Here is a 24,865-nt window from a genome sequence, read left to right on the forward strand (position 1 = left end):
GCGGGCAGCCCGAGGAAGCGAGCGTGGCCGCGTGTCGTTCGACACGCCGATGGCGTCATGGCGAGCGAAGCGAAGCAATCTCGGGATGCGGGACGCCTCCGAATGTGGCGCCGCTGGATTGCTTCACTCCCGTTCGCAATGACTGAGGAGGGTGTCAGGCTCCGCCGATCGGCTCCACCGGCACGGCCACCACACGTGGCTGCGGCTGGTCCTCCGAGCCGGTGCCCAGCGCGCATTGCACCATCACGCTGTCGGTCCAGCGGCCATATTTGTAGCCGACTGACGGAAGGTAGCCGACCCGGCGGAAGCCGCAGGTCTCGTGCAGGCGCAAGCTCGCCTCGTTGGCGGCGTCGATGTAGCCGATCATCTGCCGGTAGCCGCCCGCCGCGCAGGCCTCGACCAGCGCGGGCAACAACCGCCGCCCGATGCCCGCATGCAGATGGCCATGGTGCACGTAGATCGAGTGCTTCAGCGTGTAGCGATAGGCGGGCCGCTTCCGGAACGGCACGGCGTAGGCATAGCCGGCCACCTCGCCGTTCCGCTCCGCCACGAGATGCGGCAGGCGTTTCTTGCGCATGGTCTTGCGGCGGCGCTTCAGGTCGTCGGGCAACAGGCGCTCCTCCTCGAAGTCGCCCGTATCCCCCACGCCCTTGCCGATATGGTGCTCGTAGATCGCGATCATCGCCGCCACGTCCGCATCGGAGGACGGGCGGATCACGATCTCAGGGCAGGGTTCGCCCGGTCCCATCAGGCCCCCTCGCGCAGGACGTAGGTGTGGAAGCGGATGCGCCCGTCCGGATCGACCTCGCGGTAGACACCCTGAATCTCGGCCTCGAAGCCGGGGAACAGGTTGGCCGAGGCCTCGAACATCTTGAAATAGTCGAGCATGGGCTTGGCCCGCTCGTTCAGACGCTCGCCCGGCAGCACCGTGCCGATGCCCGGCGGGTAGACCAGCATGAGCGTCGTGGCGATCCGGCCTTCCGCTTCCGCGATCGGCACGTAATCGACCTTGTTGCGGGTGAGCATCTGCGAGGCCTGCTTCGGCGGCATCACCATTTCCGGCAGATGCTCCGGCATGAACTGCTTGCGCTGGAGCGCCGAGGTGCCGTGCTCCCGATGGAAGGTGTGGAAGTCGGCGCAGAGGTCGCGTAGGCGAACGCCGCGATAGCGGTTCGGGCGCCGACCGACGAATTGCGGCATGGCCTCCTCCAGAAGCACGTTGTCGTCGTGCAGCCGCTTGAAGGCGACGAGCCCGGAGATCAGCGTGCCGGCCTTGGACGATTCCACGCCCGGGGTCAGCAGGAAGAGCAGCGAGTTCAGATCGTTCTTCTCGGCGACGATCCGGTTCTCACGCAGGTATTGCGCCACGATCGGCGCAGGCACGCCATGCGCGGCATAGGCGCCGGTCTTCCGGTCGAAACCGGGGGTGAGCACCGTCAGCTTGTTCGGATCGGTGATCGCGTAGCCCGGCGCTACGTGGGTGAAGCCGTGCCAGGACGCGCCGGGGGTCAGCTCCCAGTAGCGGGCATCCGAAGCGAGCACGTCGGTCGGCAGGCTCTCCCAGGTCTGCTTGCCCTCCGGTCCGTTCACCCGGTCGGGCACGAAGGGATCGAAGAACCAGCGGCGGGCGGGATCGGCCTCGTTCTCCTCGAATTCGCGGCGGATGGCACGGACCTTCTTGCGCCACTCGATGCCGAGGCGGATCGTGTCGTCCCACAGGATCATGCCCGAGCGGCCCTTCATCATCTGCGCGCCGACATCGAGCGAGGCGAAGAGCGGGTAGAAGGGTGAGGTCGAGGCGTGAACGAGGAAGCTCTCGTTGAGCCGCTTGTGCTCCACCCGCCGGGTCTGGCCGCGCAGGTGGCTGTCCTTGGTATGGATCTGCGAGGCCTGGCTGAAGCTCGCGAGCTGCTTGTGGGTCGATTGCGTGGCGACGATGCCCGGCGAGGTCTCGTCGAGGCCGGTCAGCCCCATGGCGTAGCGCCCCTGGAACAGGGGGTGGAACTTCATGAAGCCCGCCCAGGCCTCGTCGAACAGGATGTAGTCGCAGAGATGGCCGATCTTCTGCACGATCATCCGGGCATCGTAGATCGTGCCGTCATAGGTGCATTGCTCGATCACCGCGACGCGGAACGGCCGCTCCCGGCGCCACGCCTCCCGGTCCTTCACCAGCGGGTTGGTGCGGATCTTCTCGCGGATGCGCTGCTCGTCCAAAGCCTCATGGCAGATCGGGCCGATCAGCCCGAAAGCGTTCCGGTCCGTTTCCAAAAAGATCGGGATGCCGCCGCCGAGGAACAGGGCGCCGTGATGGGCGGCCTTGTGGTTGTTGCGGTCGAACAGGACGAGATCGTCTTCGGCCACGAGGGACGACAGCACGATCTTGTTGGAGGCCGAGGTGCCGTTGAGGACGAAGTAGGTCTTCTCCGCGCCGAAGATGGCGGCGGCCTCCTTCTGCGCCTTGAGCGCCGGGCCCTCGTGGGTCAGCAGGTCGCCGAGGTCGAGGACCGAGTTGTCGAGGTCGTCGCGAAAGATCGCTTCGCCCAGATGCTCGACGAAGATGCGGCCGATCGGCGAGCGATTGTAGAAGATGCCGCCATTGTGGCCGGGGCAGGTCCAGAGCTGATTGCCCTTCTCGGCATAGTCGACCAGCGCGCCGAAGAACGGCGTCTTCAGGGTCTCGGCATATTGCGTCACCCGGCTGACGAGGCCGCGGGCGATGAATTCCGGCGTCTCTTCCGCGAGGAAGATGTAGCCGTCTATGAAGTCCAGCAGCTCGACCGGAATGTCCTCCAGCCGCTTGCGGCGGACCATGATGACGATCGGCATTTCGAGGCCGCGTCGGCGCATCATGTCGATGAGGGCGGCGGCCTTTCCGTCGAGACCGCGCTTGCCCCAATCCACCACGAGGCACCCCACCGCCGCATCGGTCTGCACGGCGATGGCCGCGTCCTCGACGCGGCGGGCGCGCACCACCTCGAAGCCGCGCTGCTCGACCGCCGACACGATCTGATTGACGCGCGCGCCCTCGAGATCGTCCGGATCGAAGGCCGGGGTGCACATCAGGACGGTAAAGCGGCGGTGGAAGTCCATGCGCGGAAGCCCTTTGGCAAAGCGGTTTGTCCCGTGCCTTGGCGGGTTGTCTGTGACGGTTCGATGACCAAGGCGCACGGGGGCGATCAGTTCGCCGTCATTGCGCGCGTGATGGGCGGGGTTACAGCGGCAGTCTCATCCGGTGGCGGTGGGAGCCGTCGATGAATTCGAGCCCCCCCGCCGCGCTGTACATGTGCATGCGCGATCCCCGCCAATCGCTGCCCGCGCTCAGGTAAGTCTCGATGCGCTGGGCGAATCCGTCCTCATCGAGTTGCAGGATCCGTGCGAGGCCGAGCGCCGCGCCGTAGCTGCCCCGGCAATCCTGCACCGGACGGATCAGCTTCCCATTCCGCAGGACGATGGGACCTGCGGGCCTCGCGGAGGCGATGTCGATCAGGACGGGATTGCGCGGATGGGCCGTCCAGGGCCCCCGGAAATCGTCCGCCGACCAGAGATAGAGCGAATCCGAATAGGATCCGCCGCCCGGGCGAACCGTGGCGAACAGCCACCAGCGGCCGTGATGGCGGAGCAGGGTGGCGTCGCTCGCGACCACGCCCGCTACCAGCACCGCCTCGTGCACCCAGCCGCCGGGGAATCGCGTCGCCCGGTACAGGTCGATCGTGGCCGAGCGGCTCGATTCGGGGATCATCCAGACCTCCCCACCGGACTCGAACACGAAGGGATAGGACAGGTGCGTGTCGCGTTCGAGCACCGGCTCGGGGCGGCCCACCGGACCGTGCGGCCCGAAGCGCACCGCCGAGATCACGCCCTTGGCGCGGGCATATTCGAATTCTTCCACGAAGAGCGTCACCACCCCGCCTCGGGCGATGGCGACCGGGTCGGCGTAGAAGCGCCGCCCATCATCGGGCAGATCGGTCCAGCCGCCCGGCGGATGACGGCGCAGGTCGATGAGGTCCGGCCCCTCCACCCGGCGCCAGCCAACTCGCCACCGCTCGCCGTGGAAGCACAGGCCGTAGAGGTGGCGGGCGATCTGCCGTCCGAGATTCCGGGCGGCCCGGCTCCGGGCGGTCCAGGCGTCGATGTCGAAGGGGGCGGGCCGGGTGAGCCGGGGGACGTCGCCCTCCGGCAGATCGCGCGAGGCGCCGCCGGACAGGGCGGCCTCGATGAGCGTGATCGTGCGGGCGAGGTAATCCTCGAAGGCGACGAGCATCACCCTCTGCGATTCCGCGCCGAAGCGCCCGACGGCGACCGTCTCCCCCGGCCCGTCGCGCAGGGCGAAGACCGGCGCGCGACCGGCGAAGAGGGCTGCCAACATTCCCGCCTCACCGGGAACGCCATCGACATCGAGCCGCCATGTCCGGGCGGCATCGTCCTCGGGCCGCCCACCGCACAGGTCGATGACCAGATCAGGCGCGCCCGCCCTTGTAACCTCATAGGGAGCCAGCGCGAGGGGCGCGGCGGGGGTGGCGAGCCCCGGCCGCGGTAGGCCGTGGATCGTCGCCTCGAGCCGGAACAACAATTCGGCGTTGCCCGGCAGGGCGGGCGCCACGCCCTCCACCGTCTCGACGCTGAGCCGGCAATCGTCTCGCTGCGCAAGGCGCTCCAGGAGCCGCAGGTGCCAACCGCGCAGGGCTGCGCGGTCGAACCGCACGCGCACATGGCGCACGGGCCGCGACAGGGGAGACGGATTCCGCGCTGCAGCGAGGGCGGAACTCTCCAAGGCAATCATCGACAGTTCTTGTGGCGTGACGAGACGTCCGTTCGCGGCTTCCACGCCTTCCGGCGGAAAGCTGAGCGTTGTCGTCCCGTCATCTCAACCGGTCCCGGCCGCCCAATTCTTGTTTTCGCCAAGACCTTCCGCAGCCGCAACGGTCCTGTCGCGGAGCATCATTGTGGATTTGAAGGGCGAGGTCCAGCCGTTCTCCGCCGAGGATCACACCCGGCCGACGGGAAAGCGGGGACACCGCAGTATCGCGCCGCGCGGGAAACGGCGCCTGACCAGTGAATGCGAACGGGATTTCCCGCGGCAAACCAGTAACAGCGGCGCTCCGTGGCCTCGTTCCTGCCCGGTTCGCGAGCCATGACCGTTGACAGGATAGCCCTGCCCTCGCCACATCCACCTCATGAACGCCGAAACGACAACCTCCGAGTCCGGCGCGGCCAAGCCCCCGCTCCACATCCTGCTCTGCGCCCCGCGCGGCTTCTGCGCCGGCGTGGTGCGCGCCATCGACGTGGTCGAGCGTGCGCTCGCCATCCATGGCCCGCCCGTCTATGTCCGCCACGAGATCGTCCACAACAAGTATGTGGTCGAAAGTCTGAAGCGGAAGGGCGCCGTGTTCGTCCGCGAGCTGGACGAGGTGCCGGATGGCAACGCCCCGGTGATCTTCTCCGCCCACGGCGTCGCCAAGACGGTGCCGGCCAACGCCGATTCGCGCGGACTCACCACCATCGACGCGACCTGCCCCCTGGTGACCAAGGTCCACCGCGAGGCGGAGATCCACCACAAGCGCGGGCGCCACGTGCTGCTCGTCGGCCATTCCGGCCATCCCGAGGTGGTGGGCACCATGGGCCAGTTGCCGAAGGGTTCGATCACCCTCGTGGAGGATGTCGATCAGATCGAGGCCCTGACCCCGGCCGATCCGAACAACCTCGCCTGGGTGACGCAGACCACCCTCTCGGTGGACGACACCCGCCACGTGGTCGAAGCCCTGAAGCGGAAGTTCCCGAACATCACCGGGCCGCACAAGGACGACATCTGCTACGCCACCACCAACCGCCAGGAGGCGGTGAAGCATGTGGCGCCGCTCGTCGACGCCTTGATCGTCGTCGGCTCCTCGAATTCCTCGAACTCGCAGCGCCTGCGCGAGGTCGCCGAGCGCGTCGGCTGCCCGATCACCCGGCTCCTCAACCGGGCCGAGGAAATCGACTGGCCCGCCTTCGAGGGCGTGGAGAAGCTCGGCCTCACGGCCGGCGCCTCGGCCCCCGAGGTGCTGGTGGAGGAGATCATCGACGCCTTCGCCGCCCGCTACGACGTCACCGTCGACACGGTCTCGACCGTGGTCGAGGACATGGTGTTTCCGCTGCCGCGCGAACTGCGCAGCGAAGCGGCGGAATAGGGCGCTATCCGGGCCGCCGTCGCGGCGGCCCGTCCCCCATCGCGGCCTTGATCCTGAGGTGCCCGCTCGCGGACCTCGAAGGAGGGTTCCAGATCGCCCGATGAGGCCTGGAGCCATCTGGCCAGGCCGCTTGCGCGGCACCTCAGGATGAGGTTTGAGGAGGGGCATCCCCCTCTTCAGAGAATTCGAGCGCGCGACGTGGCCGTTTACACCGAGGTATCCGACGCGGCGCTCGCAGAGTTCCTGGCGGCCTACGACATCGGCACCCTGCTCTCCTGCAAGGGAATCGCCGAGGGTGTCGAGAATTCGAACTACTTCCTGCATACGACCGGCGGCTCGTTCATCCTCACCCTCTACGAGAAGCGGGTTCGGGAAGAGGATCTGCCGTTCTTCGTCGGCCTGATGGAGCATCTGGCCCGCAACGGCCTCGCCTGCCCGCAGCCGATCCGCGACCGCAGCGGCACCGCTCTGGGTCGCCTGTGCGGGCGGCCCGCCGCCCTCGTGAGCTTCCTCGAAGGCGTCTCGCTCTCAGCGCCGGGGCCGGAGCATTGCCGGGAAGTCGGTATCGCCCTCGCTCGTCTGCACGCGGCGGGACGGGATTTCCCGATGGTGCGCGCGAATGCCCTCTCGGTCGAATCCTGGCGCCCGCTCTTCGCTCAGGCCGGGGGGCAAGCCGATTCGGTCTCCCCCGGGCTGACCGAGCGCACCCTCGACGACCTCGCCGTGCTGGAAGGCCACTGGCCGAAGGGACTGCCGGGTGGCGTCATCCATGCCGACCTGTTCACCGACAACGTGTTCTTCATCGGCGACGACCTGTCGGGGCTGATCGACTTCTACTTCGCCTGCACCGACGCCTTCGCCTACGACCTCGCGATCTGCCTCAACGCGTGGTGCTTCGATGCCGAGGGCACCTTCCACCGGGACATGGCCACCGCCATGATTGCCGGCTACGAATCCCAGCGTCCCCTGGAGGCGGCCGAGGTCGAGGCCCTGCCGATCCTGTGCCGGGGCGCGGCCCTGCGCTTCATGCTGACCCGTCTGGTCGACTGGCTGAACGTGCCCCCCGGAGCGTTGGTGAAGCCGAAGGACCCGCGCGAATACGATCGCCGCCTCACCTTTCACCGCCAAGCCCGGAGCGCGGCCGATTACGGGCGCGCGGCATGAGCGAAGAGGGAAAGGTCAAGATCTACACGGACGGCGCCTGCTCCGGAAATCCGGGGCCGGGTGGCTGGGGGGCGATCTTGATCTACGGGGAGGCCGAACGGGAATTGTCGGGCGGCGAGGCGCACACCACCAACAACCGCATGGAATTGCTGGCGGCCATCGAGGCGTTGGAAGCCCTGAAGCGGCCCTGCCGGGTCGATCTCTTCACAGACTCGCAGTACCTCCGGCAGGGCGTGACCGGCTGGATCCACAATTGGAAGGCGCGCGGCTGGCACACCGCCGACAAGAAGCCCGTGAAGAACGAGGATCTCTGGCGCCGTATCGATGCCGCCCGCGAGCGCCATGACGTCTCTTGGCACTGGGTGAAGGGCCACGCCAGCGACCCCCTGAACAACCGCGTCGACGCCTTGGCCGTCGCCGCGATGGCGCCGTTCAAGCGGCGGTAATTGTTCGCACCCTCGTCATTGCGAACGAAGTGAAGCAATCCAGAGTAGCGACCCGCTCCAGAACGTGGCGCCGCCTGGATTGCGTCGCGGCGCTCGCAATGACGAGGGGGATCAATCCGTCGTCCCGTCGATCCCGAGCCAGTTCCGCCCGTCGCGGGCGAGCAAGGCGTCGGCCTCCTTCGGCCCGGCGCTGCCGGCAGCGTAGAGCGCGGGGTTTGCCTGCGGCCAGTTCTTCAGCAGCGGGTCCACGGCCGCCCAGCCGGCCTCGATGTTGTCGGCCCTCTGGAACAGGGTCGCATCACCGATCATGCAATCGTAGAGCAGGGTCTCGTAGCCGACATTCGGTGTGTCGGAGAAGAAGTCGCTATACTTGAAGGCCGTGCGGACCCGGCCGATCTTCATCTGAGGCCCCGGCACTTTCACGTTGTACTCGGTGCTGATCCCATGCTCCGGGTCGATGGTGATCCGCATCACCGTCGGGCGAAGATCGTCGGTCGGGGTATCCTCGAACATCTTGAACGGAGCGGGCTTGAACAGCACCGCGATCTCCGTGCGCCGCCCGGTCATCCGCTTGCCGGTGCGGATGTAGAAGGGCACCCCCGCCCAACGCCAATTCTCGATATGGAGCTTGAGGGCGATGTAGGTCTCCGTCACCGAATCCTTCGCGACGTGGGGCTCGTCGCGGTAGGCGGGCACGTCCCGGCCTTCGCTGGACCCGGCCGTGTACTGGCCGCGCACCGCATCCTCCGGCGGGATCGGCCGCACGGCCTCGGCGAGCTTGGCCTTCTCGGTTCGCACCGCCTCCGCGTCGAACGAGTTCGGCGGCTCCATGCCGACCATGCAGAGCAACTGGAACATGTGGTTGGGCACCATGTCCCGCAGGGCGCCGGTCGGCTCGTAGAAGCCGCCACGCTCCTCGACGCCCACCGTCTCAGCCGCCGTGATCTGGATGCTGTCGATGTATTCCCGCCGCCAGACCGGCTCGAGCAGCCCGTTGGCGAAGCGGAAGGCCATGATCGACTGGACCGTGTCCTTACCCAGGAAGTGGTCGATCCGGTAGAATTGGCTCTCGTCCGCCTGTTTGAGGATGCGCGCGTTCAACTCCCGCGCCGAGGCGAGGTCGGAGCCGAACGGCTTCTCGATCACCACCCGGCGGAACGTGTCACCGTCCTGTTTCAGCAGCCCCGCCTGCCCGAGCCCCTCGACGATGGTGCCGAAGAACCGCGCGGCTACGGCGCAATAGAACACGGCGCTGCCCTGCACCTTGTCCTTCACGGCCTGGAAGGTGTCGGGCTTCTCGAAATCACCCTTCAGGTAATGCAGCCGGTCGCGGATGAAGCCCCAGCTTTTCGGGTCGATGCTCGCCGCGTGAAATTCGGAGGTCGGGTCCTTGCTGAACTCCTCCATCGTCTTGGTGAGGTTGTCGCGCAGCGACTGGTCGTCACCATCGCCGTGATCGACGCCGATGATCGAGAAGCCCTCCGGCAGCAGCCCGGCCCCGGCGAGGTTGTAGAGCGAGGGCATCAGCAGGCGCTTGGTGAGGTCGCCGCCCGCGCCGAAGATGACCAGGGTGCAGGGTGGTGCGCGCTCGGTGCCGCAGGCGGCCTTGTCCTTCAGGGGCGTGGTCTCGGGCATCGGCGATCCCTTCCGGTTGCGGCGCAACAGCGAAATCGGCGGAACAACCCCGCGTCGGCGTGGGCGTTCCTCACTCGTCCGGGCGTACGGCCTGTCCGTTGACGTCGATAGGAAGACTCGGGCCCTTCAAGTCGGAATCGCTCGGCAAGGAGCGCGCATCCCATCCGCCGCCGAGGCCCCGGATGAGGGTGACCGCCGCCGTGTAGCGGTTCAACAGAATCTGGAGGGCGTTGATCTCGTTATTCACGAGCAGGCCCTGGGCCTGCACCACGGTGGTGAAGTTCTGCGTGCCCGCGCGGTACTCGTTGAGGGTGATCTCGACCGCGCGGCGGGAGGAGGCCACCGCCTCGTCCTGGGCACGCTGTTGCTGGCGCAGGATGCGCTGGGCGGCCATCTGCGTTTCGACCTCGGCGAAGGCGGCGAGCACCACCTGCCGGTAATTGGCCACCGACGCGTCGTACCCCGCCTGAGCCGCGCGGACCGCCGCGACGCGGGCGCCGCCATCGAACAGCACCTCGCTGCCCGCCGCCGTCACCGCCCAGACCTGATTGATCGGCGACAGGAGGCCGTTCCGCGTCAGGCCGGACAAGCCGCCGGAGGCCGAAATGGTCACGGTCGGGAAGAAGGCGGCCACGGCCACGCCGATCCGCTCGCTCTGCGCCTGCACCAGCCGCTCAGCCTGGGCGACGTCCGGCCGCCGCTCCAGAAGGTCGGCGGGGATTCCGGCGGGCACCGTCGGCGGAGTCCGCGATAGGCTCGCGACGGAGATTGCGAGCTCCGAGGGCGGGCGCCCGACCAGGGTGGCGATGGCGTTCTCGAACTGAATGCGGGTGAGCCGCACGGCGATGGCCTGCGCCTGGATGGTCTGAACCTGAGTCTGCGCGGTGATCACGTCCGAACGCGCGGCGACGCCCGCCGCATACTGATTCTCGGTGATCTTCAGGGTCTTGCGGAAGTTCTCGACATTTTCGTCGAGCACCTTCTGCAGGGCATCGGCGTAGCGCACCGAGAAGTAGTTGGCGGCGACCTCGGCCTGGATCGCGAGGCGCGTCAGGGCGATGGTGGCGGCGTCGGATTGCGCGAGAGCGGTCTCGCTCTCGATGTTGCGGCGGGTGCCGCCGAACAGGTCGAGCTCCCAGCTCGCCTGCCCCTGGATCGAGACGCTGGTCCGCTCCACGCCGCCCGTGCGCGAACGCGTGAGGGAGGGGGCGCCGATCACCGTCGGATAGAGCGCCGCCTGGGCCGAGGCCACGAGGGCGCGAGCCTGCCGGTAATTCGCCACGGCCTGACGCAGCGACTGGTTGTCGACATCGACGAGGCGGATCAGCCGGTCGAGATTGGCGTCGCGGAACACGCGCCACCAATCGCCGCGCTCGACATCGTCGGCGGGCCGCGCCTCGCGCCAGCCCTTCTTGCGGGCGGCGACGTAGCCGGGGCTGTCCTCGCGCACGCCGCCCTGCTTGTAGGCCAGGGGCGTCTCCACCGAGGGGCGGGAATAGTCGGGGCCGACGACGCAGCCGGACAGCGCTGCGGCGAGGGTGATCGCCGCGATGACCCGAGACGACTCTTGCATCACTCGCCCGCCGACAGCGCCGCCGCCCCGCCGGACCGGCGCCGACGGTCCTGCCACCGCTGCCGGAGGCGGTCGAGGCTCAGGAAGACGACGGGGGTGGTGTAGAGGGTCAGGATCTGGCTCACGATCAGGCCGCCGACGATGGCGATGCCGAGGGGCTGGCGCAGTTCCGCGCCCTCCCCCGTCGAGATGATCAAGGGGACGGCGCCGAGCATGGCGGCCAGCGTCGTCATCATGATCGGGCGGAAGCGCAGGAGACAGGCCTCGCGAATCGCATCCACCGGATTTGCGCCGCGGGTGCGCTGCGAGTCGAGGGCCACGTCGACCATCATGATCGCGTTCTTCTTCACGATGCCGATGAGCAGGAACACGGCGATCAGGGCGATGATCGTGAATTCCGTGCCGGTCACCAGCAGGGCGAGCACCGCGCCGACTCCGGCCGAGGGAAGGGTCGAGAGGATGGTGAGCGGATGCACGAAGCTCTCGTAGAGAATCCCGAGCACCGCGTACACGGCGAGGATCGCCGCGAGGATCAGGAGGGGCTGCCGCGACGCGTTGGCCACGTAGTTCTTGGCAGCGCCCGCATACTCGCCATGGATGCTCGCGGGCAAGCGCAGGTCCGCCATCGCCCTGTCGATCGCGGCGGTGGCGTCCGAGAGGCTCTTGCCCGGCGCGAGATTGAACGAGATCGTGGTGGCCACGAACAGGCCCTGGTGGCTGATCTGCACAGGCGCGCTGCCGGTCTCGAACTTGGCGAAGGCCGAGAGCGGCACCATCGTCTCCTTGGAGGCCGAGACCGGGGCGCTGGACGAGGCGCCGCCCTTGCTGGCGGCCAGCGCGTTGGCCGATGCGTTGCGGGCCGAATCGGAAGCGATGGCCGCCGCATTGCTCCCGGCATCGGCGGAAGTGCCGGAGGAGGCCGCCGTCGCGGCGACGATGGCGCCCGCCGTACCGCCGCCGACGGCGCCGGCTCCCGAGGCGGCCCCCGCGCCGGGGGTGCTCGTGCCGGTGGCGGCGTTGGTGTTCACGGCGCCGCCCGCCGCGACCGTGCCCGCCACCGCGTTGGTGGTGGCCGAGCCGCGCGCCTTGCCGCCGGAGGTCGAGACGAAGATCCTCTTGATCGTCTCCGGCGTCTCCAGGTAGCGCGGCGCGATCTCCATCACGACGTGGTACTGGTTGAGCGCGTTGTAGATGGTCGAGACCTGCCGCTGGCCGAAGGCGTCGTAGAGCGTCTGGTCGATCTTGTCCGGCGTGATGCCGTAGCGGAAGGCGGTGGCACGGTCGATGACGACACGGCTTTCCAACCCGCCTTCCTGCTGGTCGGAGGTGACGTCGGAGAAGGTCGGGTCCTTCTGCAGGGCCGCCAGCAGCTTCGGCGCGGCGGAGTACAGTTCCTCCGGTGTGTCGCCCTGCAGGGTATACTGATACTGCGCGAAGCTCTGGCGCCCGCCCATCTGCAGGTCCTGCCGCGGGAACACGTAGAGCCGGGCGCCCGCGACCTGGGCGAGCTTCGGGCGCAGGCGGGCCGTCACGGTGCTCATGGGCGCGCGTTCGCTGAGGGGCTTCAAGCCCACGAACACGTTGGCCGAATTGGTGCCGCGCCCGCCCGTGAAGCCGACGACGCTCTCCACGGCCGGGTCCGCGCCGACGATCCGCGTCGCCTCGGTGAGCTTCCTCTCCATGGATTGGAAGGAGATGCGCTGGTCGGCCTGGATGCCGCCCATCATCTGCCCCGTATCCTGCTCGGGAAAGAAACCCTTGGGCACGATGACGTAGAGGTAGACGTTGAGCCCGACCGTCGCGAGCAGGGTCAGCAGCACGAGGCGCGGGAAGCGCAGGGCCACCGCGAGAGTGCGGGCATAGCCGGCCTGCATCGCGTCGAACCCGGATTCCAGCATCCGCGCCACGACGTTCGGCTTGGGCCCCACGCCATGCCCCTCCCGCCGGAGCAGGCGCGAGCACATCATCGGCGTCGTGGTGAGCGACAGGACCAGCGAGATCAGGATCGCCAGCGACAGCGTGACGGCGAATTCCTGGAAGATGCGCCCGACGAGGCCGCCCATCAGCAGGATCGGCAGGAACACCGCCACGAGGGACAGGCTCATGGAGATGACGGTGAAGCCGACCTCCTGCGCGCCGATCAGCGCCGCCTGGAACCGGGGCTTGCCCTCCTCGATGTGGCGCTGGATGTTCTCCAGCACGACGATGGCGTCGTCCACGACGAAGCCGGTGCCGATGATGAGCGCCGTCAGCGACAGGATGTTGAGCGAGTAGTTCAGCAGGTACATCGCCGAGAAGGTGCCGATGATCGAGATCGGCACCGCGACGGCGGGAATGAGCGTTGCCCGCCCGGAGCGCAGGAAGGCGTAGACCACGAGGATCACGAGCCCGACCGCCACGACCAGGGTCTCTTCGGTGGCGTGGAGCGAGGCGCGAATGGTGGCGCTGCGATCGCCGGTGAGCTTGATGTCGATGCCGCCGGGAAGGGCCGCCGTGATCTGCGGCAGGGCCGCCTTCACCCCGTTGATCGCGTCGATCACGTTGGCGCCGGGCTGCTTGTAGACGAACAGCAGAACCCCGGGCTTACCATTGACGATGCCGAGGTTGCGCTTGTCCTCGACGCCATCCACCACTTGGCCGACATCGGTGAGCTTCACCGCCGCGCCGTTGCGATAGGCCACGACGATGTCGCGGTAATCCTCGGCCTTGCGGCCCTGGTCGTTGGCATAGAGCTGGTAGCGGCGGGGGCCGACATCGATCTCGCCCTTGGGCGAGTTGGCGTTGGCCGAGGCCAGCGCCGCGCGGATGCCTTCGAGGCCGATGCCGTAATTGAACAGCGCGGTCGGATCGAGTTCCACTCGCACGGCGGGCAGGGACGAGCCGCCGACATCGACGTTGCCGACGCCCGGCAGCTGCGACAGCTTCTGTTGAACAACCGTAGCGGCGGAATCGTAGACTTGGCCGCGTGTCAGCGTGTCCGAGGTCATGCCGAGAATGATGATCGGCGTCTCGGCGGGGTTGAACTTGCGGTAGGTCGGGTTCTGGCGGAGAGCGGTCGGCAGGTCGGCCCGCGCGGCGTTGATCGCGGCCTGCACGTCGCGGGCGGCGCCGTCGATGTCGCGGTTGAGGCCGAACAACAGCACGATGCGCACGGTGCCGAGCGAACTCGTGGACGTCATCTCGTTGACGTCGGCGATGATGCCGAGCCGCCGTTCGAGGGGCGCGGCCACGGTCTGCGCCATGGTCTCGGGGCTCGCGCCCGGCATCTGCGCCTGGACGAGGATGACCGGAAAATCGACTTGCGGCAGCGGCGCCACCGGCAATCGCAGGAACGCGAAGATCCCGGCCAGCAGCACGCCGATGGTGAGCAGCGTCGTGGCGATCGGCCGCCGGATGAACGGGGCGGAGATGTTCACGGGCGCCGCCTCACCGCGCCACCTCCCCGCCCTCGAGCCCCGGCCCGCGACCGGCGATGCGGCGTTCCAGGCGGTCGAAGGCGAGGTAGATCACCGGGGTGGTGAACAGCGTCAGCACCTGGCTGACGATGAGGCCGCCTGCGATGCAGATGCCGAGCGGCTGGCGCAGTTCCGAGCCCACACCCGTGCCGAGGATCAACGGCACTGCCGCGAACAGCGCGGCCAGCGTCGTCATCAGGATCGGCCGGAAGCGGAGCAGGCAGGCCTGGAAGATCGCCTCGCGCGGCGCCATCCCGTCCTCGCGCTCGGCCTGGAGCGCGAAGTCGATCATCATGATCGCATTCTTCTTCACGATGCCGATCAGGAGCACGATGCCGATGATCGCGATGATGTCGAGGGACAACCCGAACAGCATCAGCCCGAGGAGCGCCCCGATCCCGGCCGAGGGCAGGGTCGAGAGGATGGTGATCGGATGGATGAAGCTCTCGTAGAGCACGCCCAGCACGATGTAGACGGTCACGATGGCCGCCAGGACGAGAAACAGCTCGTTCCCCAGCGCTGCCTGGAAGGCGAAGACGGAGCCCTGCGGTACGATTCGGAAAGAGGGCGGCAGGTCGATCGACGCCTTGGCGGTCTCGATCGCATCCACCGCCTGTCCCAGGGCCGCGCCGGGGGCGAGGTTGAACGAGACGGTGGTGGCTGGGAACTGGCCCAGATGCGAAATGAGGAGCGGCGCCCGCTTCTCGGTGATGCGCGCCACGGAGGAGAGCGGCACCTGCCCGTTCGCCGCCGTAGAGGACGGCAGGTAGATGCCGTTCAGGCTCTCCAGCGTGGTGTGCAGCGACGGGTCGGCTTCGAGGATCACCCGGTACTGGTTCGACTGGGTGAAGATCGTCGAGATGATGCGCTGGCCGAACGCGTCGTAGAGGGCGTTGTCGATGGTCGCCGGGGTGATGCCGTAGCGGCCCGCCGTCGGCCGGTCGATCGTGACGTAGGCCGACAGACCCTTGCCCTGGTGGTCGCTCGTCACGTCGGCGACGGCGGGCGAGGCGGCGAGCGCGGAGGTGAAGCGCGGCACCCAGGTCTCGAAATCCTCCAGGTTCGGGCTCTCCAGGATCACCTGATACTGCGTCGCCGAGACGGCGGTATCGATGGTCAGGTCCTGGACCGGCTGCATGTAGAGCCGGATGCCGGGCTCGACGGCGGTGGCCGCGTTGAGCCGCCGGATGATCTCGCTCGCGGTGGCGCTGCGCTCGTCCCGGGGCTTCAGGTTGATGAGCATCCGCCCGGAATTCAGCGTGACGTTCTGGCCGTCGACGCCGATGAAGGACGACAGGCTCGCGACGTCCGGGTCCTTCACGATGATCGCGGCGAGCCGCTGCTGCCGTTCGGCCATGGCCGCGTAGGAGACCGATTGGTCGGCTTGGGTGATGCCCTGGATCACCCCCGTATCCTGCACGGGGAAGAAGCCCTTCGGGATCACCACGAACAGGTAGGCGGTGAGCGCCACCGTCCCGAGGGTCACGAGCAGCGTCAGCCCCTGGTGGTTCAGCACCACGTTCAACGCCCGCCCGTAGGCGTCGATCGTTCCCTCGATGGCGTTGCGGCCCATCCGCGAGAGCGGGCCTTCCCGCCTCCCGCCTCGGGCCGATTCCGGCACGTGCTTCAGCAGCCGGGCGCAGAGCATCGGAACCAGCGTCAGCGAAACCACCGCCGAGATGACGATGGTCGCCGCGAGCGTGATCGCGAATTCGTGGAACAGGCGGCCGACCACATCGCCCATGAACAGAAGCGGGATCAGCACCGCGATCAGCGACACGGTGAGCGAGATGATGGTGAAGCCGATCTCGCGCGAACCCTTCAGGGCGGCTTCGAGGGGGGAATCCCCGTCCTCGACGTGACGCGCGATGTTCTCGATCACTACGATGGCGTCGTCCACGACGAAGCCGGTCGCGATGGTGAGCGCCATCAGCGACAGGTTATCGAGAGAGAACCCGTAGAGGTCCATCACCGACAGGGCGCCGATCAGCGAGAGCGGCACCGACAGGCTCGGAATCAGCGTCGCGGACAGGCTGCGCAGGAACAGGAAGATCACCAGCACCACGAGGGCGATGGCGAGGCCGAGTTCGAACTGCACGTCCTCCACGGAAGCGCGGATCGTCGTGGTGCGGTCGGTAAGCGGGGCCACCGTCACCGCCTGCGGCAGGCTCGCCTGCAATTGCGGCAGCAACTGCTTGATCTTGTCGACCGTGGCGATGACGTTCGCGCCCGGCTGGCGCTGGATGTTGAGGATGACGGCAGGCGTCTCGTCCGCCCAGGCGCCGAGCTTGGTGTTCTCCGGCGCATCCACCACCTCGGCCACGTCCGACAGCCGTACCGGCGCGCCGTTGCGATAGGCGATGATCGCGGAATCGTAGGCCTTCGGGTCGCGGATCTGATCGTTGGCGTTGATCGCGTAGGATTGCTTCGGCCCGTCGATCGTCCCCTTCGGCGTGTTGACGTTGAGGTTGGTGATCGTCGTGCGCAGGTCGTCGATGTTCAGGCCGTAGGCCGCGAGTTGCCTTGCATTGAAGCGCACCCGCACCGCCGGACGCTGACCGCCGGAGATGCTGACGAGGCCGACGCCCGCCACCTGACTGATCTTCTGCGCGAGGCGCGTCTCGGACAGATCGCGCACCTGGGTGAGCGGCAGCGTCTTCGAGGTGAGCGCGAGCGTCAGGATCGGCGCGTCGGCCGGGTTCACCTTGGCGTAGACCGGGGGCGCGGGCAGATCGGCGGGCAGCAGGTTGCCCGCAGCGTTGATCGCCGCCTGGACCTGCTGCTCCGCGATGTCGAGGGGTAGATTGAGGGCGAATTGCAGCGTGATGACCGAGGCGCCCGCCGAGGATTGCGAGGTCATCTGGCTCAAATTGGCCAACTGGCCGAACTGCCGCTCCAGGGGCGCCGTCACCGAGGAGGTCATCACCTCCGGGCTGGCGCCGGGATAGAAGGTCTGGATCTGGATCGTCGGGTAATCGACGGCAGGCAGGGCCGAGACCGGCAGGTTCAGGTACGACACCCCGCCGACGATCAGGATCGCCAGCATCAGCAGCGTGGTCGCGACCGGGCGCAGGATGAAGAGGCGGGAGGGGTTCATGGGCGTGTGCCCTTACTGCCCCTGCTGCCGGTGACGCTTGCGGCCACCTTCGGGGCGCTGGCCCTGCTGCGGGGCGCCTTCGGAGGGGGCCTCCTTCGCCTTATCGGCGGCAGGGGCCTGCGGGCCGGCGGCCTGGGTCGCCTTGTCCTGTCCGGCGGAGGCCTGCGCACCTTCCGTGACGCGCACCTTCGCCCCGTCCTTCAGACGGTCGGTGCCGTCGGTCACGACCCGGTCGCCCGGCTTGAGGCCGGAGAGCACCACCGTGCGTGTCCCGTCCGTTTCGCCGGTCTTGATCGGTCGGACGACGACCTTGTCGTCGCCGTCCATCAGATAGACGTAGGCGCCGGGGCTGCCCTGAAGGATGCCGCCATTCGGCACCAAGGTCGCGTCGTGCAGCGTCTCGACGGTGAGGCGGGCGTTCACGAACTGGTTCGGGAACAGCTCTTCGTCGCCGTTGTCGAACAGGGCGCGCAGCTTCACCGTACCGGTGGTCGTGTCGATCTGGTTGTCGACCGTGTCGAGCTTGCCGGTGGCGATCTCGTGGGAATCCCCCCGGTCGTAGGCCTTGACGGTCAGGCTCGCCCCGGCGCGCACGCGCCGCATGACGCGGGCGACGTCGTCCTCCGGCAGGGTGAACACCACAGAGATCGGGTGAAGCTGCGTCACGACCACGATCGCGGTCGAGGCGGCGGAGATGTAGTTGCCCTGGTCCACCTGCCGCAGGCCGACGCGCCCATCCACGGGCGAGGTGATGCGCGTGTAGGCGATGTTGAGCTTCTGCTGATCGACGAGAGCCTGATCGGCGGCGACCGTGCCCTCGTTCTGCTTCACCAGGGCGCCCTGCGTGTCGACGTTCTGCTTCGAGATCGAGTCCTGGCGATTCAGGGTCTGGTAGCGTTGCAGGTCGAGTTTCGAATTCTGGAGCAACGCCTGATCACGGGCGAGCTGGCCCTGGTACTGCGCGAGAAGGGCCTCGTAGGGGCGGGAATCGATCTGCACCAGGGGATCGCCCGCCTTGACCATCTGGCCTTCGCGGAACTTGATCTCCGTGAGGTAGCCGCTGATCTGCGACTTCACCGTCACGGTGGCGAGCGGCGTTACGGTTCCGAGGCCCTGGAGCACGACGGGCATGTCGCCGGTGGTGATGGGGGCGATGCCGACCGCCTGGGGCATGTCCGAGCCGCCGCGCCGACCGCCATGCCGCCCGCCCGTGGGACCGGCGGCCTGCTCGGCGCCCTTCTGGCTACGGGCGTCGTACCAGCGGTGCGCCACGGCGCCGAGCCCCGCCAGGATCGCCAGAAGCACAAGCCAGCGGATCGGGCGGAAACGACGGCGCGCGCGGACCGGGGCCTCGATTGGCCCCGGCTCGTAGGCACGAGCAGTCTCGGTACGGATCGGCGAACTCTCGTTCATTCCCGACTCAAGCACATTGTGGAGGCGTCACCCATCGGCAGATCGCCGCGTCGCCCGGACAGCGATGACAATTCGACTGTAACGGCGCCGCGCGAAACCGGTGACGCCCCCTTCAACTAGGCGTCTATTGAGCCTGCTCTAGGGCGACGACGTTTCGGAGGTATTGCTGGCCAGGGCGCCATAGGAACGCAGGACGTCGCGATAGGCCTCATCCACCGGCAAGGGCGCCAGCGACAGCCTGAGAACGAGTCCGAAGCCGACGAAGGCCAGGGCGAAGAGTGCGCACCGTATCATGAAAAGAAAGCCCGCCGCGAGACGCGAGCGATAGCCTCCGGACGTGGAAAGGGCCACCGGCTAACAAGCCGATGGCCCTCACACGCGACCCACAGAGTGCACCGCGGGGAGGCGGAGCGAGGGGGCAGAGCCCCGCCTGTGACGGGCATCGCTCGAGCCGCATCGCCAACCTATTCCCGGGGTGATGAATGTCAACATTCGTCAGTCGTTCCGGAACCGTGTGGAGGTGGCACAGTGCGCAAACACACATTCGTAGAGCGCCGCCGTCCCGTGTTAGAGGCCCGCCATGAACCGGGTCTTCGCAGAACTCCCCACGACGGTCTTCGAGAGGATGTCGCGGCTCGCCCGCGAGCACGGCGCCGTCAATCTCGGCCAAGGTTTCCCGGATGATCCCGGCCCGGAGGATGTCCGCGAGGCCGCGGCCCGCGCTTTGATGGACGGCCCGAATCAATACCCACCGATGATGGGCCTGCCTGCCTTACGCGAGGCGATCGCGGCCCATTACGTCCGCCACCAGGGTCTGACCCTCGACCCCGACACGGAGGTGATGGTGACCTCCGGCGCCACAGAAGCCCTGGCCGGAGCGCTTCTGGCCCTCATCGAGCCGGGCGACGAGGTGGTGCTGTTCGCGCCCATGTACGACGCCTACCTGCCGCTGGTGCTCCGGGCGGGCGGGGTGCCGAGGATCGTGAACCTGTTGCCACCCGCCTTCCGGCTCGACGAAGCCGCCCTGTCGGAGGCCTTCTCGGACCGGACGAAGCTCGTCCTGCTCAACAATCCCCTCAACCCGAGCGCGACGCTGTTCGGGCACGAGGATCTCGCCCTGCTCGCCCGGTTCTGCCGCGCCCATGACGTGATCGCCCTATGCGACGAGGTGTGGGAGCACGTCGTGTTCGACGGGGCCCGCCATCTGCCGCTGATGGCCCTGCCCGGCATGCGCGAGCGGACGGTGAAGATCGGCTCGGCGGGCAAGATCTTCTCGCTGACCGGCTGGAAGGTCGGCTTCGTCACCGCCGATGCGCGGCTGATGCGGGTGCTCGCCAAGGCGCATCAGTTCCTGACCTTCACCACACCGCCCAACCTGCAAGCCGCCGTTGCCCTGGGCCTCGGCAAGGACGAGGCGTGGTTCGAAGCGATGCGCGCGGGCTACGCCCGCTCGCGGGATCACCTCGCGGAGGGGTTGAGGCAGCGCGGCTTCACGGTGCTCCCCGCCGCCGCGACGTGGTTCCTCAACATCGACATCGCGCCGCTCGGCCACCACGACGACGTCGCCTTCTGCGAGACGCTGGTGGCACGCCACGGGGTGGCTGCGATCCCGGTGAGCGCCTTCTACCCGGAGAACCCGGTGCGCCACATCGTCCGCCTCTGCTTCGCCAAGGCCGATCCGACCCTCGACGCGGCCCTCGACCGCATGTCCGGCCTCGCACGCGCCGCCGCGTAGCCGCACGTCTTGCAAGGAACCGGGGGTGCGGCCACATCCTTTCCATGTCGATGTCGAGCGCACGCATTCCCCCCGGGGATTTCCCTCACAAGGACTTCCCCCATCAGGCCGGGTCCTTCGGCCGCGACGCCTCGTTCAAGGCGCTCGAACTCGGTCGCGAGGCCAGCCTCGCCCGGCTGGAAACCCTGGCGCATCTGATGGATAGCGCCTTCGTCATCCCCGGCATCAACCGGCGGGTGGGGTTCGATGCGCTGATCGGCCTCGTGCCCCTCGTCGGCGACGTAGCGGGCATGGTGATCTCGTCCTTCATCGTCTACGAGGCGCGCCGCCTCGGTGCCCCGCGCTGGCTGATCGGCCGGATGGCGCTGAATGTCGCCTTCGACGGTGTGGTCGGCGCGGTGCCCCTGGCGGGCGACATCTTCGACGCCGCCTTCAAGGCGAACCGCCGCAACGTCCGCCTGCTGCGCCGCTGGATGGAGCGCAGCGGCGGCTTGCGCCCCATGGAGATCGACGGCACCGCCACGCGGATCTCAGGCTGAGGCGGCGGATGCCCGAGCCTTGACAACGGCGCCCGCGGCGGCAAGTCCGCGGGGATGAACGACGCCGTCCCGATGCCCGGCGCTCAGGCGCCCCTCGTCCGCGGGGGCCTCTCGCCCCTCAACCGGCGGCGGCTCGCCAACTTTCGGGCGAACCGCCTGGGCTATTGGTCGTTCATCGTCTTCATGGCGCTGTTCGTCCTCAGCCTGTTCGCGGAACTGATCGCCAACGACCGGCCGATCCTCGCCTCCTACAAGGGCGAATGGCTGGTCCCGGTCCTCGTCGATTACCCGGAAGAGAAATTCGGCGGGTTCCTCGCCGTCACGGATTACCGCTCGCCCGAAATCCGCAAGGAGATCGCCGAGAACGGCTGGGCGATCTGGCCGCCGATTCCCTATTCCTACGGCACGATCAACGAGAACCTTCCGACCCCCTCGCCATCCCCGCCGACCTGGATGCTCACCGACGAGCAATGCAAGCCGGTGGCGGAACGGCTCGGCGGCAAGACATGCGCCGACATTCCCTGGCACTGGCTCGGCACCGACAACACCACCCGCGACGTGCTGGCACGGGTGATCTACGGCTTCCGCATCTCCGTGCTGTTCGGGTTGATCCTCGCCGCCGTCTCATCGGCGATCGGCGTGCTGGCCGGGGCGGTGCAAGGCTATTTCGGCGGCTGGGTCGACCTCGCCTTTCAACGGTTCATCGAGGTCTGGGGCGGGATCCCGACCCTCTACCTCATCATTATCATCTCGGCCTTCATCGCGCCGGGCTTCTTCGTTTTGCTCGGCATCATGCTGTTGTTCTCGTGGGTGGCGCTGGTGAGCGTGGTGCGTGCCGAATTCCTGCGCGCTCGCAACTTCGAGTATGTTCGCGCGGCGCGGGCGCTCGGCCTGTCGAATGCGCGAATCATGCGCGTCCACCTGCTGCCCAATGCAATGGTGGCGACGCTGACCTTCATGCCGTTCATCCTGAACGGCTCGATCACCACGCTCACCTCCCTCGACTTCCTGGGCTTCGGCCTGCCCCCCGGCTCACCCTCGCTCGGCGAGTTGCTGGCACAGGGGAAGGATAATCTGACCGCGCCGTGGCTCGGCCTGACGGGATTCGTCGTCATCGCCGCGATGCTCAGCCTCCTCGTCTTCGCGGGAGAGGCCGTGCGCGATGCCTTCGACCCGCGCAAAACATTCGCCTGAGGGCTTTCCCTGCCTGCGAAGGAACAAATTGTCGCAGGCAGACGGTGCTTTGCGCGCGCCTCGGCACGCCATTCATTCCACCATGCAGACCCACTGCAACGTCGAGCGGGCCGACCGACAAAACCGTGCTGGCCACGCTCTGTTTCAGTGCCGCTTAACGGTCTCTTTTCTCTCAGGAAAAATCTTCTCGGACGCGCGACAGGAAAAACCCCGGCCCGTTGATGTCTTAATGGGGGAAGATCGTGCGTCGAGCATTCCCCGATCATGCGCTGCAAAGGAACGGAGCGTAAACTATCGTGGGTTCACAGGTCTCACAGCCAATTGAGCTTGCTTTTTCCGAGGATCCACATAACTCGACGCAGGGGGCCAATTTCCCAAAAATTAAAGAGGGTAACACGGATGTCAGAAACCGCGCCGACATCGCAACTGGACTACATCGAACGTACCGTCGACGTTGTCGCGGCTTATGTCTCCAACAACTCCGTGCCTACGGCAGAGCTGCCCGCGCTGATCGCAAGCGTGCATGAGGCGCTCAACCGGGTCGCCTCCGGTCCCGTCGCGCAGGCGACCGAGACCGTGGAGAAGCCGACCCCCGCCCAGATTCGTAAGTCGATCCGCCCCGATGGCTTGGTCAGCTTCATCGACGGCAAGTCGTACAAGACGCTGAAGCGCCACCTGACCAAGCATGGCCTCGACCCGCATACCTATCGCGAGCGTTACGGCCTGCCCGCCGACTATCCGACGACTTCGGCGAACTACTCCGCCCAGCGTTCCGCCCTGGCGAAAAGCCTTGGCCTCGGCCAGCCCGGTCGTACGGGACAGGGCAGCGAGATCGAGGACGAGGCCGACATCGAGGTTGCGGCCGAGGCTGCTCCCGCTCCGCGCGGTCGCCGCAAGGCCACGGGTGCGAAGTCCAGCCGCAAGACGGCCGACGCCGAGTAAGACTTAAGATTACATCGCTTGACGGCGGGGCGACGCAACTCTCTGAGGTTGCGCCGCCCCGTTCCGTTTTAGGCGGCGATCCGGCCGTCCAGCGGGAAGACCTTGGCCGGGTTCAGCATCCAATCGGGGTCGAACACCGCCTTCACCCGCATCTGCTGCTCAAGATCTTCCTGAGCGTACTGGAAGCGCATCAGGTCGCGCTTCTCGATGCCGACCCCGTGCTCGCCGGTGAGACAGCCACCGACTTCGACGCAGAGCTTCAGGATCTCGTCGCCTGCCGCTTCCGCCTTCTGCAACTCGCCGGGGGTGTTGATGTCGAACAGGATCAGCGGGTGCAGGTTGCCGTCGCCGGCGTGGAACACGTTGGCGACCCGCAGGCCGTGGCCCGCACAGATCGCCTCGATCCGCTCCAACACCGGCCCGAGCTGCCCGGTGGGGATCGTGCCGTCCATGCAGATGTAATCCGAGATGCGGCCCGTGGCGCCGAAGGCGGACTTGCGGCCCTTCCAGATCGCGGCCGATTCCGCCTCCGACCGTGAGACGCGGAGGCTGGTCGGGCGGAAATCTTTGGCGATGGCCTCGATCCGCGCCAGCATCGCATCGCACTCGGCCTGCGAGCCCTCGACCTCGATGATCAGCATGGCCTCGGCATCGCGCGGATAGCCGGCCTGCGCGAAATCCTCGGTGATGAGGATGGCGTTTCGGTCCATGTATTCGATGGCCACGGGGATGATGCCCGCCGCGATGATCGCCGCGACGCAATCGCCCGCATCCTCGACCTTCGAGAAGCCGACGAGGACCGGCCGCGCCCCTTCCGCCGCACGCAGGATGCGCACGGTGGCCTCGGTGACGATGCCGAGCTGCCCCTCTGAGCCGCAGACGAGACCGAGCAGGTCGTAGCCCGCCGAATCGAGATGGTCACCGCCGAGTTCGACGACGGTGCCGTCGTTCATCACCAGGGTGACGCCCATCAGGTTGTTGGTGGTCACGCCGTATTTCAGGCAGTGGGCGCCGCCGGAATTCATGGCGATGTTGCCTGCGATGGTGCAGGCGAGCTGGCTCGACGGATCGGGGGCGTAGAAGAAGCCCTCGTGCGTGACCGCGCCGGAGATGGCGAGGTTGGTGATGCCGCTCTGCACCCGCGCCACGCGATCCGCGTAATCGATGTCGAGAATCTTCGTCATCTTGGCGGTGCCGAGGATGATCGCGTCACCCTGTGCGATGGCCCCGCCCGCGAGCGAGGTGCCCGCCCCGCGCGGCACGACCCGCACGCCATTGGCGTGGCAATAGGCCATCACCTTCGAAACCTCCTCGGTGGTGGAGGGCAGCACGACGGCGAGCGGCATCTGGCGATAGGCGGTGAGCCCGTCCGTCTCGAAGGCGCGGCGCTCATCCTCGGAAGTGATCAGCGCCTCGGGGGCGACGAGGGGGGCGAGGCCCGCGACGATCTCGTCGCGGCGGGCCAGGATGGCCTGATCGGGCTCGGGAAAGCGGATGGTCATGTC

17 protein-coding genes are annotated in these 24,865 nt (G+C 67.5%); 7 read left to right on the top strand and 10 right to left on the bottom strand.

All coding sequences use genetic code 11. The annotated features are described in order from the left end of the window. Window positions 1-154 precede the first annotated feature (154 nt). The 3 genes from J4O73_RS03045 to J4O73_RS03055 form a co-directional block, all read right to left on the bottom strand. Window positions 155-748, bottom strand: a complete 594-nt coding sequence (locus J4O73_RS03045; RefSeq protein ID WP_426214443.1) for a GNAT family N-acetyltransferase — start codon at window positions 746-748, stop codon at window positions 155-157. Continuing rightward, entirely contained in the window at window positions 748-3,090 is a 2,343-nt protein-coding gene (locus tag J4O73_RS03050) for an Orn/Lys/Arg decarboxylase N-terminal domain-containing protein (RefSeq protein ID WP_426214445.1), read from the bottom strand. Before J4O73_RS03050 ends, J4O73_RS03045 begins: the two co-directional genes overlap by 1 nt. A gap of 121 nt (window positions 3,091-3,211) precedes the next feature. Next, window positions 3,212-4,780, bottom strand: a complete 1,569-nt coding sequence (locus tag J4O73_RS03055; protein ID WP_426214892.1) for a glucosamine inositolphosphorylceramide transferase family protein — start codon at window positions 4,778-4,780, stop codon at window positions 3,212-3,214. A 394-nt stretch (window positions 4,781-5,174) separates the two neighbouring features. Between J4O73_RS03055 and ispH the strand changes: the two genes are divergently transcribed. From ispH to rnhA, 3 genes are all read left to right on the top strand, one after another. Further along, window positions 5,175-6,167 carry a 4-hydroxy-3-methylbut-2-enyl diphosphate reductase gene (gene ispH / locus J4O73_RS03060; RefSeq protein ID WP_426214447.1) on the top strand — a complete coding sequence of 331 codons (993 nt, stop codon included), beginning with the start codon at window positions 5,175-5,177 and terminating at the stop codon, window positions 6,165-6,167. A 198-nt stretch (window positions 6,168-6,365) separates the two neighbouring features. Next, window positions 6,366-7,331, top strand: a complete 966-nt coding sequence (locus J4O73_RS03065) for a homoserine kinase (protein WP_426214449.1) — start codon at window positions 6,366-6,368, stop codon at window positions 7,329-7,331. Next, window positions 7,328-7,777 carry a ribonuclease HI gene (gene rnhA, locus J4O73_RS03070; RefSeq protein ID WP_426214451.1) on the top strand — a complete coding sequence of 150 codons (450 nt, stop codon included), beginning with the start codon at window positions 7,328-7,330 and terminating at the stop codon, window positions 7,775-7,777. Before J4O73_RS03065 ends, rnhA begins: the two co-directional genes overlap by 4 nt. Window positions 7,778-7,888: 111 nt before the next feature. Here the strand turns inward: rnhA and zwf are convergent, their stop codons facing one another. The 6 genes from zwf to J4O73_RS03100 all read right to left on the bottom strand — a co-directional run bounded on the left by zwf (window position 7,889) and on the right by J4O73_RS03100 (window position 19,244). Then, entirely contained in the window at window positions 7,889-9,412 is a 1,524-nt protein-coding gene (gene zwf, locus J4O73_RS03075) for a glucose-6-phosphate dehydrogenase (RefSeq protein ID WP_426214453.1), read from the bottom strand. 70 nt (window positions 9,413-9,482) lie between these two features. Further along, a complete protein-coding gene (locus J4O73_RS03080) occupies window positions 9,483-10,985 on the bottom strand; it encodes an efflux transporter outer membrane subunit (protein ID WP_426214454.1) in 1,503 nt (500 codons plus the stop codon). After that, on the bottom strand, window positions 10,985-14,401 hold the full coding sequence (locus J4O73_RS03085; protein ID WP_426214456.1) for an efflux RND transporter permease subunit: 3,417 nt from the start codon (window positions 14,399-14,401) through the stop codon (window positions 10,985-10,987). The genes J4O73_RS03080 and J4O73_RS03085 overlap by 1 nt, the downstream gene beginning before the upstream one ends. A gap of 10 nt (window positions 14,402-14,411) precedes the next feature. After that, a complete protein-coding gene (locus J4O73_RS03090) occupies window positions 14,412-17,537 on the bottom strand; it encodes an MdtB/MuxB family multidrug efflux RND transporter permease subunit (protein ID WP_426214458.1) in 3,126 nt (1,041 codons plus the stop codon). Window positions 17,538-17,549: 12 nt separating this feature from the next. Beyond that, a complete protein-coding gene (locus J4O73_RS03095; RefSeq protein WP_426214460.1) occupies window positions 17,550-18,950 on the bottom strand; it encodes an MdtA/MuxA family multidrug efflux RND transporter periplasmic adaptor subunit in 1,401 nt (466 codons plus the stop codon). A 138-nt stretch (window positions 18,951-19,088) separates the two neighbouring features. After that, entirely contained in the window at window positions 19,089-19,244 is a 156-nt protein-coding gene (locus tag J4O73_RS03100) for a hypothetical protein (RefSeq protein ID WP_426214462.1), read from the bottom strand. Between the two features lie 286 nt (window positions 19,245-19,530). Here J4O73_RS03100 and J4O73_RS03105 point away from each other — a divergent pair, with 286 nt between their 5' ends. The 4 genes from J4O73_RS03105 (at window position 19,531) to J4O73_RS03120 (ending at window position 23,360) form a co-directional block, all read left to right on the top strand. Continuing rightward, the gene (locus tag J4O73_RS03105) at window positions 19,531-20,685 is read left to right on the top strand and encodes an aminotransferase (protein WP_426214464.1); all 1,155 of its coding nucleotides are present in this window, start codon (window positions 19,531-19,533) and stop codon (window positions 20,683-20,685) included. Between the two features lie 50 nt (window positions 20,686-20,735). Then, on the top strand, window positions 20,736-21,224 hold the full coding sequence (locus J4O73_RS03110; RefSeq protein ID WP_426214894.1) for a DUF4112 domain-containing protein: 489 nt from the start codon (window positions 20,736-20,738) through the stop codon (window positions 21,222-21,224). A gap of 54 nt (window positions 21,225-21,278) precedes the next feature. Further along, window positions 21,279-22,418: an ABC transporter permease gene (locus J4O73_RS03115; protein WP_426214466.1), complete on the top strand. Its 1,140-nt coding sequence runs from the start codon at window positions 21,279-21,281 to the stop codon at window positions 22,416-22,418. Between the two features lie 399 nt (window positions 22,419-22,817). Next, window positions 22,818-23,360 (top strand): MucR family transcriptional regulator, encoded by a 543-nt coding sequence (locus J4O73_RS03120; RefSeq protein ID WP_426214468.1) that lies wholly within the window; start codon window positions 22,818-22,820, stop codon window positions 23,358-23,360. Between the two features lie 68 nt (window positions 23,361-23,428). On the opposite strand, the gene J4O73_RS03125 is transcribed toward J4O73_RS03120, so the two are convergent. Beyond that, window positions 23,429-24,862, bottom strand: coding sequence for an FAD-linked oxidase C-terminal domain-containing protein (locus tag J4O73_RS03125; protein ID WP_426214470.1), 1,434 nt, complete (start codon window positions 24,860-24,862; stop codon window positions 23,429-23,431). Window positions 24,863-24,865: the final 3 nt, after the last annotated feature.

Origin of the sequence: Methylobacterium sp. NFXW15, assembly GCF_049887755.1 — a bacterium.
Taxonomy (GTDB): domain Bacteria; phylum Pseudomonadota; class Alphaproteobacteria; order Rhizobiales; family Beijerinckiaceae; genus Methylobacterium.

What these genes read in the sequence shown, in the direction of transcription:
- J4O73_RS03045 (WP_426214443.1), bottom strand. Translation starts at nt 748, where the DNA reads ATGGGACCGGGCGAACCCTGCCCTGAGATCGTGATCCGCCCGTCCTCC.
- J4O73_RS03050 (WP_426214445.1), bottom strand. Translation starts at nt 3,090, where the DNA reads ATGGACTTCCACCGCCGCTTTACCGTCCTGATGTGCACCCCGGCCTTC.
- J4O73_RS03055 (WP_426214892.1), bottom strand. Translation starts at nt 4,780, where the DNA reads ATGATTGCCTTGGAGAGTTCCGCCCTCGCTGCAGCGCGGAATCCGTCT.
- ispH (WP_426214447.1), top strand. Translation starts at nt 5,175, where the DNA reads ATGAACGCCGAAACGACAACCTCCGAGTCCGGCGCGGCCAAGCCCCCG.
- rnhA (WP_426214451.1), top strand. Translation starts at nt 7,328, where the DNA reads ATGAGCGAAGAGGGAAAGGTCAAGATCTACACGGACGGCGCCTGCTCC.
- zwf (WP_426214453.1), bottom strand. Translation starts at nt 9,412, where the DNA reads ATGCCCGAGACCACGCCCCTGAAGGACAAGGCCGCCTGCGGCACCGAG.
- J4O73_RS03080 (WP_426214454.1), bottom strand. Translation starts at nt 10,985, where the DNA reads ATGCAAGAGTCGTCTCGGGTCATCGCGGCGATCACCCTCGCCGCAGCG.
- J4O73_RS03090 (WP_426214458.1), bottom strand. Translation starts at nt 17,537, where the DNA reads ATGAACCCCTCCCGCCTCTTCATCCTGCGCCCGGTCGCGACCACGCTG.
- J4O73_RS03095 (WP_426214460.1), bottom strand. Translation starts at nt 18,950, where the DNA reads ATGAACGAGAGTTCGCCGATCCGTACCGAGACTGCTCGTGCCTACGAG.
- J4O73_RS03100 (WP_426214462.1), bottom strand. Translation starts at nt 19,244, where the DNA reads ATGATACGGTGCGCACTCTTCGCCCTGGCCTTCGTCGGCTTCGGACTC.
- J4O73_RS03105 (WP_426214464.1), top strand. Translation starts at nt 19,531, where the DNA reads ATGAACCGGGTCTTCGCAGAACTCCCCACGACGGTCTTCGAGAGGATG.
- J4O73_RS03110 (WP_426214894.1), top strand. Translation starts at nt 20,736, where the DNA reads ATGTCGAGCGCACGCATTCCCCCCGGGGATTTCCCTCACAAGGACTTC.
- J4O73_RS03115 (WP_426214466.1), top strand. Translation starts at nt 21,279, where the DNA reads ATGAACGACGCCGTCCCGATGCCCGGCGCTCAGGCGCCCCTCGTCCGC.
- J4O73_RS03120 (WP_426214468.1), top strand. Translation starts at nt 22,818, where the DNA reads ATGTCAGAAACCGCGCCGACATCGCAACTGGACTACATCGAACGTACC.
- J4O73_RS03125 (WP_426214470.1), bottom strand. Translation starts at nt 24,862, where the DNA reads ATGACCATCCGCTTTCCCGAGCCCGATCAGGCCATCCTGGCCCGCCGC.